Origin of the sequence: Myxococcus sp. CA033 (assembly GCF_013336625.1) — a bacterium.
GTDB classification, from domain to species: Bacteria; Myxococcota; Myxococcia; order Myxococcales; family Myxococcaceae; genus Myxococcus; species Myxococcus llanfairpwllgwyngyllgogerychwyrndrobwllllantysiliogogogochensis.
The window spans coordinates 1-12,744 of record NZ_JABUMU010000008.1; the positions used below are offsets into that span (position 1 = coordinate 1).

At 69.0% G+C, this 12,744-nt stretch carries 13 protein-coding genes; 3 read left to right on the forward strand and 10 right to left on the reverse strand.

Going from position 1 to position 12,744, the window contains the following annotated elements; genetic code table 11:
* The first annotated feature begins 150 nt into the window (after positions 1-150).
* Both HUA78_RS20715 and HUA78_RS20720 read left to right on the forward strand, forming a co-directional pair.
* On the forward strand, positions 151-417 hold the full coding sequence (locus tag HUA78_RS20715; protein WP_174476981.1) for a hypothetical protein: 267 nt from the start codon (positions 151-153) through the stop codon (positions 415-417).
* A gap of 194 nt (positions 418-611) precedes the next feature.
* A complete protein-coding gene (locus HUA78_RS20720; RefSeq protein WP_174476982.1) occupies positions 612-3,119 on the forward strand; it encodes a WD40 repeat domain-containing protein in 2,508 nt (835 codons plus the stop codon).
* A gap of 25 nt (positions 3,120-3,144) precedes the next feature.
* Here HUA78_RS20720 and HUA78_RS20725 read toward each other — a convergent pair whose 3' ends face one another.
* From HUA78_RS20725 to HUA78_RS20770, 10 genes are all read right to left on the reverse strand, one after another.
* Positions 3,145-3,906, reverse strand: a complete 762-nt coding sequence (locus tag HUA78_RS20725) for a hypothetical protein (RefSeq protein WP_174476983.1) — start codon at positions 3,904-3,906, stop codon at positions 3,145-3,147.
* A gap of 56 nt (positions 3,907-3,962) precedes the next feature.
* Complete coding sequence (locus tag HUA78_RS20730) at positions 3,963-4,538, reverse strand: imm11 family protein (RefSeq protein WP_174456762.1); 576 nt, start codon at positions 4,536-4,538, stop codon at positions 3,963-3,965.
* 19 nt (positions 4,539-4,557) lie between these two features.
* Positions 4,558-5,898 (reverse strand): AHH domain-containing protein, encoded by a 1,341-nt coding sequence (locus tag HUA78_RS20735; RefSeq protein WP_174462465.1) that lies wholly within the window; start codon positions 5,896-5,898, stop codon positions 4,558-4,560.
* Positions 5,899-6,015: 117 nt separating this feature from the next.
* Entirely contained in the window at positions 6,016-6,330 is a 315-nt protein-coding gene (locus HUA78_RS20740; RefSeq protein WP_174456760.1) for an aldo/keto reductase, read from the reverse strand.
* A 33-nt stretch (positions 6,331-6,363) separates the two neighbouring features.
* Complete coding sequence (locus HUA78_RS20745; protein WP_141647021.1) at positions 6,364-7,626, reverse strand: hydroxymethylglutaryl-CoA synthase family protein; 1,263 nt, start codon at positions 7,624-7,626, stop codon at positions 6,364-6,366.
* Between the two features lie 54 nt (positions 7,627-7,680).
* Positions 7,681-8,718, reverse strand: a complete 1,038-nt coding sequence (locus tag HUA78_RS20750) for an alcohol dehydrogenase catalytic domain-containing protein (RefSeq protein WP_141647022.1) — start codon at positions 8,716-8,718, stop codon at positions 7,681-7,683.
* A gap of 45 nt (positions 8,719-8,763) precedes the next feature.
* Entirely contained in the window at positions 8,764-9,504 is a 741-nt protein-coding gene (locus HUA78_RS20755) for a CoA-transferase subunit beta (RefSeq protein WP_174476984.1), read from the reverse strand.
* Positions 9,501-10,298 carry a CoA transferase subunit A gene (locus HUA78_RS20760; RefSeq protein WP_141647024.1) on the reverse strand — a complete coding sequence of 266 codons (798 nt, stop codon included), beginning with the start codon at positions 10,296-10,298 and terminating at the stop codon, positions 9,501-9,503. Before HUA78_RS20760 ends, HUA78_RS20755 begins: the two co-directional genes overlap by 4 nt.
* Positions 10,295-10,984 carry a TetR family transcriptional regulator gene (locus HUA78_RS20765; protein WP_174456757.1) on the reverse strand — a complete coding sequence of 230 codons (690 nt, stop codon included), beginning with the start codon at positions 10,982-10,984 and terminating at the stop codon, positions 10,295-10,297. The genes HUA78_RS20760 and HUA78_RS20765 overlap by 4 nt, the downstream gene beginning before the upstream one ends.
* 275 nt (positions 10,985-11,259) lie before the next feature.
* A complete protein-coding gene (locus HUA78_RS20770) occupies positions 11,260-11,502 on the reverse strand; it encodes a hypothetical protein (protein WP_174476985.1) in 243 nt (80 codons plus the stop codon).
* A gap of 271 nt (positions 11,503-11,773) precedes the next feature.
* Between HUA78_RS20770 and HUA78_RS20775 the strand changes: the two genes are divergently transcribed.
* The gene (locus HUA78_RS20775) at positions 11,774-12,739 is read left to right on the forward strand and encodes a ribokinase (protein ID WP_174456755.1); all 966 of its coding nucleotides are present in this window, start codon (positions 11,774-11,776) and stop codon (positions 12,737-12,739) included.
* The last annotated feature ends 5 nt before the right edge of the window (positions 12,740-12,744 follow it).

Here is a 12,744-nt window from a genome sequence, read left to right on the forward strand (position 1 = left end):
GGGCCTTCTCGCTCTCAGGTCTTCTGCGCACACAGAGCCGAACGAGAGGTGCCCCTGCTCCCTCTTCCCGCTCACTTCACGCCCGCCCGCCCTCCGGCCTGATCGAGAATCACGAACTCCGGTTTAGGGACGGGGCGCTACAAGGCGCTCATGCGGTCCATTCCCTACTGGGTCATCACGGGCCTGATGATTGTCGGCTCCGGCGTGGCGGTGTGGGCGTGGTTCGCGGGGGACGGCAGTATTCCCGCGCGCCAGTACCTGGTCCTCGGCGCCGCGCTCCCGCTCATCTTCAAGAAGGCCGTGGAGGTCGTCACGGGAGCCAAGCCCGGCGTGGCGGCGAGCAGTCCCACCGCGGCCGCGAACAGCGGCAAGCTCGCCGACTACTTCCAGGGGGCGGGAGGCTCCCGGGTGGCCTGAGTGGGACCAGGAGGCGACGCAATGACAGTCGCGACGCGGTGGGCGCGGGAATCTTCTCGTGCCGCTGCTTGCGATGGTTTCGTGGGGAATGCTTCTCAGCGCGCATCGCCGACAGGCTTTGACACCGCCTGGGAGGAGGGCTAGGGAAGGGCCTCACGCGCATCTGGGGGGCCGGGACGCGCGGGAGAATGCCCATGACTTCGCGTCTTGTGTCCCTGCGCATCGTCTCTCTCTCATCCCTGTCTGTCGGACTGGCGCTGGCCTGTGTGCTCGGAGCGTGTTCCTCCAAGGAGGATCCACCCAAGCCCTCGTCACGAGCGCCCGGGGTGGCCCGCATCCAGATAGAGGATGCACTGGTGGAGCCCGGTGTGCCCGTGCGCTTCCGCTGCACGGCCGCGGATCCGGACGGAGACTCGCTGACCTATGTCTTCGATTGGGGCGCGGGCGGAACGATTCCCCAGTCTCCGGAGGTCGATAGCGGGACGATGTCCGGCGTGGACATCCCCTTCACGCAAGAAGGCACCTTCCAGGCGCGGTGCCGCGCGGTGGACTCGGCTGGCAACGAGGGGGCGTGGTCGCCCCAGCTCACCTTCATCATCCAGGGTGTGCAGCCCGATGGGGCATGGGGGCTCCAGGTGGAGGTCGTGGGGCAGGGACGGGTGACGAGCACTCCCTCGGGCATCGACTGCCCCGGCACCTGTGGTGTGCGGCACCCCGCCGGCACTCGGGTCACCCTGGACGTGGTTCCCGCGTCGGGCTGGCAGTTGGTGGGGACCTCCGCGTGTGAGGGCACGCTCGGGCGCTGTGAGCTGCTGTTCGACGCCGACAAGGTCTTCACGGTGCGCTTCGCGCCGGTCCTCGACACGGCGCTCTCCTGGCAGCGCACGGGCGCGCGCCTGCCGACGTCACCGGAGTGGAGCCCGGATGGCACGTTGCTCGCCGCGGTGGATGGGAGCGTCTCGGGGGATGGCCTGCTGCGCATCTGGGATGCGACGAGCGGGCGCGTGACGCGGCTGATGGCGCCCGTGCCTCCCGCTCGCTTCACCACGGTGGCCTGGAAGCCCGGCGGTGGCGCGGTCGTGGCCGTCGGAATGTCGACGGGCCGCGTGTCGGTCCTGGATGTGGCGGCGGGCCGGATGCTGAATCAGTGGCCCGTGCAGGCCGGCAGCGTGCGGACACTGGCGTGGAGCCCGGATGGCACGCGGCTGGCCAGCGCGACGGACGCCAGCAAGGAGGTCCACTTCTGGAACCCCACCACCGGAGAGCGCGCGGGCGAGATGCTGGTGGCCGTGGACAAGGTGCGTCGACTGTCATGGAGCCCCGACGGTTCGCGCCTCGCGATGCTGGCGGGACAGGGCGGAGGCTTCTCGCGGTGGGTCGAGTTCCACGTCGTGGGCACCCAGGGTCCCGAGGAGCTGCTGACGGGTGTGGCGGGCTTCGCATGGAGCCCGGACGGCACGCGCTTCCTGGTGGGCTTGCAGGGCGAGGTGAAGGTGTACGCCACCGACGGCTATCGCGTGGAGGCCACGTATGAGCGCGCGTGGGACCTGGCGTCCGAGGTGGATTGGAGCGCGGATGGACGCTGGCTCGGTGTCGCGGGGGCCGCGCGCGCGTTGTTCGTCCTCGACGCGGGCACGGGCGCCCTCGTCGTCGAGGCCAGCCAGCCGCCTCTGCCAGGGACGTTGATGGGCTACGACGCGTTTCGCTTCCATCCGACGAAGCCCCAGTTCCTCGTGGTGGATGACCTGCCGCCGGTCCTCGATGTCTTCACCGTGGACTCCGGCGCTGGGACCTGGTCCCGGCGCGAGGTCCTGTCGCACCACTACACCGTCGAGGCGGCGGCCTGGAGCCCGACGGGTGAGGTGCTGGCTTCCAGTGGCGACGAGGGAGAGGTGCGCCTCTGGGACCGCGTGGGCGACCCGGTGCGGACCTTGTCCGGCCATGGTGGGCTGGGAGTGCGAGCGCTGGCGTGGAACACCGACGGGACGCGGCTGTTCACGGGCGGAGACGATGGCGTCATCAATGTCTGGCGCGCGGACGACGGGACGCTCGCGCAGCTCCCCATCCGGCGGGAGCCGACATCATCCCTGGGGTTGGAAATGGTCGCGCCGAGCCCCGATGGGACGCGGGTGGCGAGCGTCCTGGGGGGCACCGTGGTCGCCTCCGAGCGCGGTGTCATCCGGATCCACCAGGTGAGCAATGGCGCGGAGCTGTTCCGCTTCCCGGATGGCTCGCGGCAGGTGTTGTCGCTCGCATGGACTCCGGAGGGCACGCTCGTGGTCGCCTACGCCGGCATGAGCTGGGATTTCTGGGACCCGAGGACCCAGGCCATCACGTCGGTGGCGCCCGGCGTGGACATCGCGCCGCTGGCCGCGGCCCTGAGCCCGGATGGAACGAAGCTCGCCTTCGGTGGAAGGCCGGGCCTGTCCGTGCGCGAGGTCGCGACGGGGAAGCTGCTCGCGGAGACGCCGTTCGCATTCTCTCCGGAGGCGCTCGCCTGGAGCGCGGATGGCCGCCGTGTCGCGGGAGGTGGGCTCGGCGGTCAGGTCTTCGTGTGGGACGCGAGCGCGCCCACGCTGCCAGCCACTGTCATCGGCTTCCATGACAACAACGTTTCGGCCGTGTCCTGGAGGCCCGATGGGAGTCTGGTCACCACCGGCGGACGGGACGCCTCGTTGCGAGTCTGGCGCTTCACGCCCTGAGCGAAGGACCTCTCCGTGCCGTGATTCAGGTGTCCTCGGGCACAGCGAGGGGCGTGAAGTGGGCCACGCCTTCTCGCGTGTCCACGCGGATGACGTCGCGGAGGTCGAAGGTCTCCGCCAGCGACTCCGACGGAGTGCAGAGCACCACCTGGGACAGGCGCGAGGCGGAGTGCGCGACCTGGGCCTGCTCCCAGATGGCATTCGGAGGCGGGTCGCGTGAGGGCTCCACGAAGAAGCGAAGCGTCAGCGCTTCGAGAGGCGCGGCGTCGTCGAGCTGGATGCCGCGCAGGAAGCATCGCAGCCACCACAGCCAGCTCTCCAGCACGTTGCCCACGTACCAGCTTTCCTTTTCGTCCTGAGTGGCCCCTTTGGGAGTCGACCATGAGGGCTCCCGGGGCGCGAGCTCGGGCAGCGAGGCCTCCGCGCAGGGCGCATCGAGGGCAGGGTCGACGAGGAGGGCTGACAGCCCCACGTTGAGGTCCACCGACTCCCTCGTCACGTGCCACTCGCCACCAGGTTGGGGCTGGAGCTCCACGCCATAGTGGTCGTCAAAGAAGCTCAGCTCCAGCCTGACAGGCTGCGTCGCCTCGGGCCCCGCGAGCACGCCGGAGTCGCGCAGGTACGCTTGCAGTCGTCCTTCCGAAAGCGCCCGGAGCAGCGCGAGCAGCGCGGCGAAATCCCGGGTGGCTGTCTCCTCGGAGTCCACCAGCACGCACAAGGCCCGGGGACGCAGGTCCAGGGCTCGAAGCGAGCGGAAGCCGGTGACACGGAGCCGGGTGAGTTTCATCGGCCCGCAGCCTATGCCAGTCCAGCGGGCCCACGGCAGCAACTCCAACGCGCGCTCTAGACTTCCTCGAATTTTGCTCCCGTGACCTTCGCGCCCTCCAGGGCCACTTTGATGTCCTCCGAGACGATGAGCGCGACCGACCATCCCCAGGTGCGGAACACCTTGGCGGCTCCCACCTTCGCATGGTCAATCCGCATGTCGATTACGCCCCTGAAGTGGCCAACCTTCTCGGGTCGCTCATCTTCGGGCATCCAATACTGCACTTCTTTTGATGCCTTGTCGTCAATGCAGCGAACGAGCTTCGTGGCCACGAGCATGACGTACTGCTCTGGGTAGCCTTTGATGTCGACTGGGATTAGTTGCACATCATCGGGGGCCAGTTCCGCGAACATTGAAGCCACCCTGACGTGAACAATGGGCGTCACGCCGGCGCCTGCCGTGTTGAAGTCCAGCCGTCTTCCAGGCTCGATAATGGGGAGCGTCAGGCGGCCCTCCGTCTGAACGGGCCGTCCCTCAGTGAACTCCCAAATGTCTTCCAACTCCTGGCCCTGCCCGTCGAAGGGGTCTCCCAGGTACCAATTCCCGGCTTGAACACTCTCACTGAGTCGGAAGTAGCGAACGCGATGTTGCATGGTGAGGTTCCTCAATACATCACTTCCCCAGAGTCACAAGCCTGTGGAGTTCCGTTCCCTTCGTTTGTACCTCTTTGGCCAGCTTCTGGAGTTCAAGTGTCAAGGCCTTTCGGCAATCCGCAACCTTTCGGCACCCGCCTAGCGCATCCCTGAGCCGATCACGGATTATCACGTGATATCGCTCCGGATGCGGCCCCTTGTGTCCGACGATTTCAACGATGTTCTCGGTGTCCTTCAGCTCCATCCCAGCCCTCTTGAACAGTTCCTCAAACCTCGGTGTCCAAGGCCCGCCGCGCGCCGGGGAGACGTCGTTTTTGTTCGTGGCGATGTGGTGGCGCTTTCCTTTGTTGCGCATCCCCTGACTCGCCATGGCCAGGGCGTTGGGGGCGAGCGCGATGGTGAAGCCTTCAGCCGCCACCGCGACCGACTGCACACTCCCCACCGCGGCGTACTGGAAGCCTGCCTGAGACTCCACGGCAACCGCAGCCTGCGCGGAACCCGGCAGTGTCGCGGCCTTCGCGGCCAACCCGGCGGTGCTGCCGATAGCGGCCGTGGCGAGCATCACGAAGACGCGCGCCGCATTCTCTCCGAGGACTTCGCCGTATGCCTCACCCGACGCACTGAGCTTCGCGAAAGTCGTGGCCCGGTCCACTTCGCGGACCAGGGTCAACCACCCGTCGAGCAGGCGCCACACCGTGTCCACACCCAGGTATGCAATGGCGATGGCGGTCAGGGTGGCGGCCGCTCCCTTGCTCACTGGCTCGGGGAGCGCCCAGAGCAGCAGGTACATCGTCGCAGCGGCCGTGATTGTGGCCATGACCGCGCCGGGGTCCGCTATGTCCTCAAGGGCCTCCGCCGTCTCTTCCCACACTGAATCCATCGCGATGGCCAAGGCCAACGTGTACTTGCCGTCGCTGGCGAGCAGGGGGCCCTCCTCCAGCAGCCGCAAGCAGTCCCCAGGTTGGTCCTTCCGCTTGCACCACTGGCCGTAGCTGCGCGTCAGCTCGTCATCCGCGTAGGACTCCAGCAGGTGGGGGCCGTCCGCGTCCTCTCGACGCTGGGGGGTGAGGCGCGGGGGGCGGCTCTCGTATCGGTAAACCCCGCTGCGCGACGGCACGCCGAAGAAGTCTCGGGCTTCTTGTAGGGGGCTGGGGAACGGGCGCACGTCCCGAGCCAGTTCCGCGATGGCCTCCTCGAATTCGTCGTCTTCGAGTTCGGCCGCCCCCACTTCCGCGCTTGGTTCCTCGCGAGGAGTGACGACGAAGGAGTCGTGTCCGGTATCCAGCCGCACGACTCGACTCGTCGTGCAACCGGTGATGGCCGCGAGCAAGAACAGCGGCGCCGCCCAGCGAAGCAACATGGAGTGTCCCCCCAGCGAGCGGCCCGCAACAGTTCGGGCTCAGTCATGCAATACCAGAAAATACTGACATTCCGCCAAGCAAGAATGACCCGCACCGCCCGGGGGGCCGGGCCTACCTCACGCTGCTGCGACCGCGCTCAGCGTCTCCTCGAGGGGCGTCTCGGGCTCGGCCCAGTGCAGTTGGTAGAGGTCAATCCAGTCCGTGCGTAGGCTTCGCAGGGAGCGCTCGATGGCGCGACGGATGTAGCGGCGCGAGCCGCGCGCGCCCCAGTTCGCACCATTCAGGTCGCTGCCGAACTTGGTGGCCAGGATGATGTCCCGGCGGCGGGTGCCCAGGGCTTCTCCGAGCAGTTCCTCCGAGGCGCCATACGAGTCGGAGGTGTCGAACAGGGTGATGCCTGCGTCGAGCGAGGCATCGACGGGCCGCCCCAAGGTGTCCTCGGGGCGGCCTTCAGGGGACGACGGTCAGGCCGCGCCGCCCTCGACATACAGGCGCTTGTGGTCGCGAATCTCCGCGAGGCGGAACGCACCGGGCGCCGGGGCCTTGGCCTCGGGAGCGTCAGAGGGCAGCTTCATCAGCCGCTCGTACTCTTCGATGGAGACGCGCTCGCGCCGGGCCAGCACGCCGTCCAGGTCCGCGCGTGCCATCCGCTCCGCCGCCTTCTCCCCGACGACGCCGGAGAAGAACTCCGCCATGCAGCCGCTGCCGTAGGACAGCAGGCCGATGCGCTGCGACGCGAGCTGCGCGCCCTCGCGATGCAGCAGGCCCGCCAGCGCCAGGTACAACGACGCCGTGTACACGTTGCCGATGCGCGAGTTGAGCCCGAGCGACGAGGCCACCTGTGCGTCGTAGCTGGCCGCCGACTTCGCCACCTCCTCGCGAGCCTCCGGCGTGCCGGGCCCCGGACCCACCGCGTCCTCCAGGTCACAGAGGCGAAGCTGGGTGTGCGCCTTGCGCGCCATCTTGCAGAAGGGGACGTGGTAGGCGATGCGCGCGAGCTGCTCGCCGGGAAGCGTGCCCGACCAGCGCACCAGCCCGTGCTCCAGCGCCTTCTCGCGCCAGCCGCGATAGGCGCCCGACAGCGCCTCCAGGTAGCAGTTGATGGAGTAGTGCCCGTCCACCAGCGCCTCCCGTCGACCGATGGGCCGCCAGAAGTCGTAGACGTCCATGGTGCATGTGCCGTTGAGGCCCACGTCCAGCGCGAGCAGGTCCGGCTGCTCCGAGACGAGCAGCGCCACCGCGCCGCCGCCCTGGGTCGGCTCTCCCGCCGTGTTCAGGCCGTAGCGCGCGATGTCCGAGCACACGACGATGGCCACCTTGCCCGCGCCCGCGCCGGAGGCAATCCACTCCGTCGCGGCCATGAGGCCCGCGGTCCCGCCGTAACACGCGTGCTGCGTGTCATAGGTGCGCATGGTGCGCGGCAGCTTCAGCAGGCCCTGGACGTGCGACGCCACCGGCTTCGAGTGGTCGATGCCCGTCTCCGTGCCCACCACCAGCATGCCGATGCGGGACGGGTCCACACCCTGCTGCTGGATGAGCCGCGCCGCCGCCGTGGCGGCCAGGGACACCGTGTCCTCGCCCGGGTCCGTGACAGCCATCTCCTTGGCGCCCAGGCCCGCGGTGAACTTCGCCGGGTCCACCCCACGCGCGCGCGCCAGGTCCTCGATGTCCACGTATCGGGACGGCACAGCCACCGCCAGCGCTTCGATTCCAACCCGTTTCTTCATGGGACTCCTCGCTTCCAATTCGTGCCTCAAACCTCGGTTCGCTGACTCGTCCGCTCAAGCCTCGGGCGGCACCAACACCAGCCGGCCCGCGACCTCGCGGTTCTCCAGCCGGAAGTGCGCCCGCGCCGCCTCCGCGAGCGGCACCGTGTCCGTGACGAACTGCCGCACGCCTCCGGTGGCCGTCAGTCGCAGCGCCTCGTCCAGCTCCGCCTGGTTCGTGGCGTAGGCGCCGATGATCTCCAGCTCCTTCACGATGACGAGCCCCGGGTTGAGCTGGACCATGCCCGACTCCAGGTTGCCCACGACGACGACCCGGCCACCCGGCGCCATCGCCTTCATCGTCTGGTCGAACGTGGCGCTGCCGACGATCTCCACCGCCAGGTCAACGCCCGCGCCTTTCGTGCGCTTTCTCACCTCCGACGCGAAGTCCAGCCCGCGCGAGAGGATGACCTCGTCCGCGCCCGCCTCGCGCAGCGGCTGCACCTTCGCCTCGCCGGAAGTGACGGCGATGACGCGCGCACCGTCCAGCTTCGCGAGCTGCACGGCGGACATGCCCACGCCCCCGCTGGCGCCGGTGATGAGCACCGTCTCGCCCGCGCGCACCTTGCCTCGCGTGCGCAGCGTATGGACGGCCGTGCCCGTGGTGCAGCAGACCGTGGCCGCTTCCGTCCAGGGCAGCGACGAGGGGACCCGGCCCAGGCCCGCGACGGGGGCGACCATGAACTGCGAGTAGCCGCCGGGCAGCTCCTCACCGAAGAAGCGGTTGTCCGTCTTGCACAGGCTGTTGCGCCCGCTGCGGCACAGCGCGCACTCGCCACACGACAGCCGCTGGAGCGTCGCCGCGCGGTCGCCCGTCTTCCACCCCGGCGTGTCGGGGCCCACCGCGACGACCTCGCCCGCGGCCTCGTGGCCGAGAATCGCGGGGACGCTGGTGCGGGGCAGGTTGCCTCGGCGGTTGATGACGTCGTGGTAGCAGACGCCACAGGCGTGCACCTTCAGCAGCACCTCGCCCCGGCCCGGGGTGGGCACCGGGACGTTCTCCATCTTGAGATTGCCCGCTTCACCGAAACTGCGCAGAACGACGGCCTTCATCTCCATACCTCCGAGAGCATTTCCAGAAACGAGTGATGTCGAGGGTCAGCGACCGACCAGCTGCTCGCGGAAGCCGCGAGGGTCCAACGCGCGGATGGCGGCGATGGTCCGCGCATCCGGCAGCGAGGTGACGGGGAGGGCCTCATCCACGGTGAACTCGAAGCCCGTGCGCTCGGCGATGTCCTCCGCCGTCGCCCACGGGTGACGCGCCGTCAGTCTCGCGCCCGAAGCGCCCAGCTCGAAGACACCCAGGTCCGAGATGAGGCGCACGGTGCGGCGCGGGTCCTGCGTCGTCGCCACCTGGACTTCCGGCACCAGGTTTCGGCGCGACTGCCGGGGCACCAGCAACACGGGCCGATGCACCCACTGCCGCAGCGTCGCCGCGCCCGCCACACCGGGGAACTTCGTCCGGGGGCGCTCCAGGCTCCCGCTGGCCGTCATGTTGGTGCGGCCAATGGCATCCACCTCGGCCGCGCCGAAGAAGACGGTATCCACCCGCCCGCGCCGCGCGTGGTCGAACAGGTCGGGGATGGTGATCTCCGCCGAGCGTCCCTCCAGATAGCCCAGGTCCTCGGAGGAGGGCAGCAGCGTGGAGATGTCCGGGTCCAACGAGCCGACGCAGGCCAGATACGTCAGGTCCGGCGCATGCGTGGCGCGAGCCACCGCGATGGCGAGGATGGCCAGTGGCGAGGCGACACCGGTGGCCACCACGGCGCCGTTCTCGATTTGCAGCGCGAGCAGGGAGACCACCGTCTCCGCCGGCGTGGGGTCGACCGTGGCGCTCATGCCGCCCTCCGCGTCTTCACCGAGGCGAGGAACTCCGCCTCACGGCCCGTCTCCGCCAGCGCGAGGTAGCGCGCCAGCATGTCGTCATCGTGCGGGTACAGTCCGGCGCAGCCGGTGGGCAGCGCGCCTCCCTGCGCGAGGACGATGCGGTCCACCTGGAAGCCGGGGATGGTGGCGCGAGGCAGGCGCTTCACACGCTCCTCCACCGTGGCAATCACCCGGCGCGCGGCGCCCGCGACGAGCAGGTCCGTGGTGGGGTCCTCGATGAAGAGGTTGCCGCGCTCGTCGGCGGCTCGCGCGTGGATGAGGGCGACGTCCGGGAAGTACGCCGGCTCCACCGGGACACTCTGGCCGGTGAACGGGTCCACCACGGTGCGCGGCGGCTCCGCCTGCGCCAGGCCAGAGACATCCGAGTCCGGCGCGGGGATGAAGGGCAGCCCCATGGAGGCCGCGCGCAGCCGCTGGACGACTCGATAGCCGTCGTGCTCGCGCCAGGAGAGGGTGTTCTGTTCAATCGCCCGCTTGATACAGGGCATGGGCCGCACGCGGCCCTCGAGGCTCAGCGCACCGAAGGCGATGTCCAGGTGGGCCAGACAGCCGCCCGCGACGAGGAACTCGGCGGGCAGCGGGTTGGGCAGCGAGATGAGGCTCAGCCCGCGCCGCTCCTGGGCGATGAGCTCCATCACCAGCGCCATGGGCGCGCGGCCGAGCATGAAGCCACCCGTGGCCAGTGATGCGCCGTCGGGAATCGACGCGACGGCTTCTTCCAGCGAACACCAGCGAGCGGTCTTCACGGCTCCTCCGTTCCGGAGCCGGAGCCCGCGGCCGAGGCGGCGCGAGGCACCACGCGCAGCGAGGAGACACCGGGCTGGCCGTCGACCGCGGCGGCGACGATGGGCGGGAAGAGGAGGTCCACCATGCCGTCGGCGATCTGCTCGTCCGTCAGCCGCCCGTCGGGCTTGAACCACTTGTAGACCCACAGCACCATGCCCAGGAACGAGAACGCTCCGATGGTCGGGTCGACGGGACGGATGCGCCCCTGCTGCGCGGCCTGCGAGAAGGCTTCCTCCAGGAAGTCGACGTAGCGCTTCTTGCGGTTGTCGATGAACGCGCGCGCCTCACCGGTGAGCGTGGCGTGCTCGTGGAGGATGATGATGACCTCCTTGCTCCACCCGCGCGTCACCAGCAGGATGTTGTGGCGCATGCACGCGCGCAGCCGATCCACAGGGTCGACGATGTCCTGAACACGCGAGAGGACCTGCTCCTCGAACAGGTCCATCCCGTAGTTCATGATGGCGAAGAGCAGCTGCTCCTTGTTCTGGATGTGGTGGTAGAGCCCCGCCTTCGTCATCCGGCACGCGGCGGCGATCTCCTGCATCGAGGTGCCTTCGTAACCGCGATCACAGATGAGCCGCGCCGCCGTCTCCAGGATGGCCTTGTAGCGCTCGCCCTCATCCGGCTTCCGTCCGCTCGTCGTCACATGTCCCTCGTCTCGATGGACTGTAAGTTTTTCAAATCTACGACCTACCGACCGGTAGGTAGCATGTGGCAACGCAGGGTGTCAATGCGCTCCGCGCCGCGCGCTGGCGCTGACCGGGCGCGGAAGTATCAGGAGTTTCAGGGGGTTGAGGGAGCGCTGGAGCTTCCGGGAAGCAGCGACGCGCTGGGTGCGGCGGGTGAGTCTGTTCCTCCCGATGAGGGGCGAGGCGGGCCCCCTGCACCAGGGGGCGCCGCTGTTCTCGCGCTCGAACGGCCTCAGGACCGGGGCGGATGCCGCTGTTCCAGGCCGACCAAGAGCGTCCGCTGAATCCTGATGCGGAGCTCCGCCTCCTCGAACGCCCAACTCGGGTAGGTGCCGTTGGTTTCGATCAGGTGGTTCGCCAGGGCCCACGTTCGCTCGTCGTGTTCCTTGTCGCTCGTGGCCCTGGCGGCGTGGTCTTCAAGCACCTCGGCCTTCCAGTCGAAGTCCTGCGTCAGGTCGATGTTCGTCGTGTTCATGTTGCTCTCCTCATGCGTGGCGCCGCGGGATGCGATGCCCCACACCCAAGATTGCCGCTGAGGTTCTGGCTCCTTCGCCTCCTCGACGGAGCGCGGTGTTTCGGCCGGGCGGCATTCCGATCAAAAGGCGGCGCGGCGGTGGCACGGGTGGTTGCCCGCCGTACGGGGCCGAGGTTCCCGGGCATGCCTAGCTTGATGTCGTTCCGTGTCCGGTGTGCTCCGGGTCTGGGCGGGGCATCGGACGCGGGGGTGGGGGAGGGGGACGACAGTCATGGCGCCACGTCGACAGGCCGACATTCTCGTGGTCGGTGGAATCAACACGGACTTCCTGGTCCAGGGGCCTCGGCTCCCGCGCGCGGGCGAGAACGTGGAGGGGCATCTCTTCCTGGAGAGCCTGGGTGGAAAGGGCGCCAATGCCGCCGTGGCCGCGGCCCGACTGGGTGCTCGCTCGACGCTGGTGGGCCGCGTGGGCATGGACGCCCGGGGGCTCGCCCTGCTGGAGCAACTCGAAGGTGAAGGAGTGGAGACCCGGGGCGTGTCACGCGACCCGGGCTTCAGCACGGGCGTCGTGCTGGAGATGGTGGATGAGAGCGGCCGCAGGCAGAGCCTCTCCGCCGAGGGGGCGAACCGGCGGCTCGCTGTCGCGGACGTGATTGCCGCCGAGGCCCGCATCACCAGCTCGGATGTCTTGCTCGTCCAACTGGAGGTTCCCTTGGACGCGGTCATCGCGGCGGTCCACATCGCTCGCGCCGCCGGCATGCATGTCGTCCTGGATCCAGCACCGCCCATCACCCTCCCGGAAGAGTTGCTGGAGGCGGTTCACATCATCCGCCTCAACGACGCGGAGGCGGAGGTGCTGACGGGGCTCGAGGTGGTGGACCGAGACTCCGCGCGCCGCGCCGCGGAGAACCTGTTGCGCCGGGGCGTGGGGACGGCCGTGGTGGCCGCCCCCGAGGGAAACCTGCTCCTGGGCACCGAGGGCGAACTCTGGCTGCCGAACCTGCCCGTGGACTGGGTGGACACCACGGGCGCGGGGGATGCGTTCTCAGCCGCCCTCTGTGTTGCCCTGGGAGAGCGACGCTCGCTCGCGGACGCGGCGCGCTTCGCTCACGCGACGGCGGCGCTGGCCACGATGCGGCTGGGGGCGTTGTCGGGGCTCCCCATCCGCGAGCAGGTGGATTCCTTCATGGCCCGCGTGGACTCGCTGGCGCTGTCCCCGGAGCCAGTCACCTGGTGACACGC

Coding starts and splice junctions, on each gene's coding strand:
- HUA78_RS20720 (WP_174476982.1), top strand. CDS start 612: ATGACTTCGCGTCTTGTGTCCCTGCGCATCGTCTCTCTCTCATCCCTG.
- HUA78_RS20755 (WP_174476984.1), bottom strand. CDS start 9,504: ATGAGCGCCACGGTCGACCCCACGCCGGCGGAGACGGTGGTCTCCCTG.
- HUA78_RS20750 (WP_141647022.1), bottom strand. CDS start 8,718: ATGAAGGCCGTCGTTCTGCGCAGTTTCGGTGAAGCGGGCAATCTCAAG.
- HUA78_RS20770 (WP_174476985.1), bottom strand. CDS start 11,502: ATGAACACGACGAACATCGACCTGACGCAGGACTTCGACTGGAAGGCC.
- HUA78_RS20725 (WP_174476983.1), bottom strand. CDS start 3,906: ATGAAACTCACCCGGCTCCGTGTCACCGGCTTCCGCTCGCTTCGAGCC.
- HUA78_RS20735 (WP_174462465.1), bottom strand. CDS start 5,898: ATGTTGCTTCGCTGGGCGGCGCCGCTGTTCTTGCTCGCGGCCATCACC.
- HUA78_RS20715 (WP_174476981.1), top strand. CDS start 151: ATGCGGTCCATTCCCTACTGGGTCATCACGGGCCTGATGATTGTCGGC.
- HUA78_RS20775 (WP_174456755.1), top strand. CDS start 11,774: ATGGCGCCACGTCGACAGGCCGACATTCTCGTGGTCGGTGGAATCAAC.
- HUA78_RS20745 (WP_141647021.1), bottom strand. CDS start 7,626: ATGAAGAAACGGGTTGGAATCGAAGCGCTGGCGGTGGCTGTGCCGTCC.
- HUA78_RS20730 (WP_174456762.1), bottom strand. CDS start 4,538: ATGCAACATCGCGTTCGCTACTTCCGACTCAGTGAGAGTGTTCAAGCC.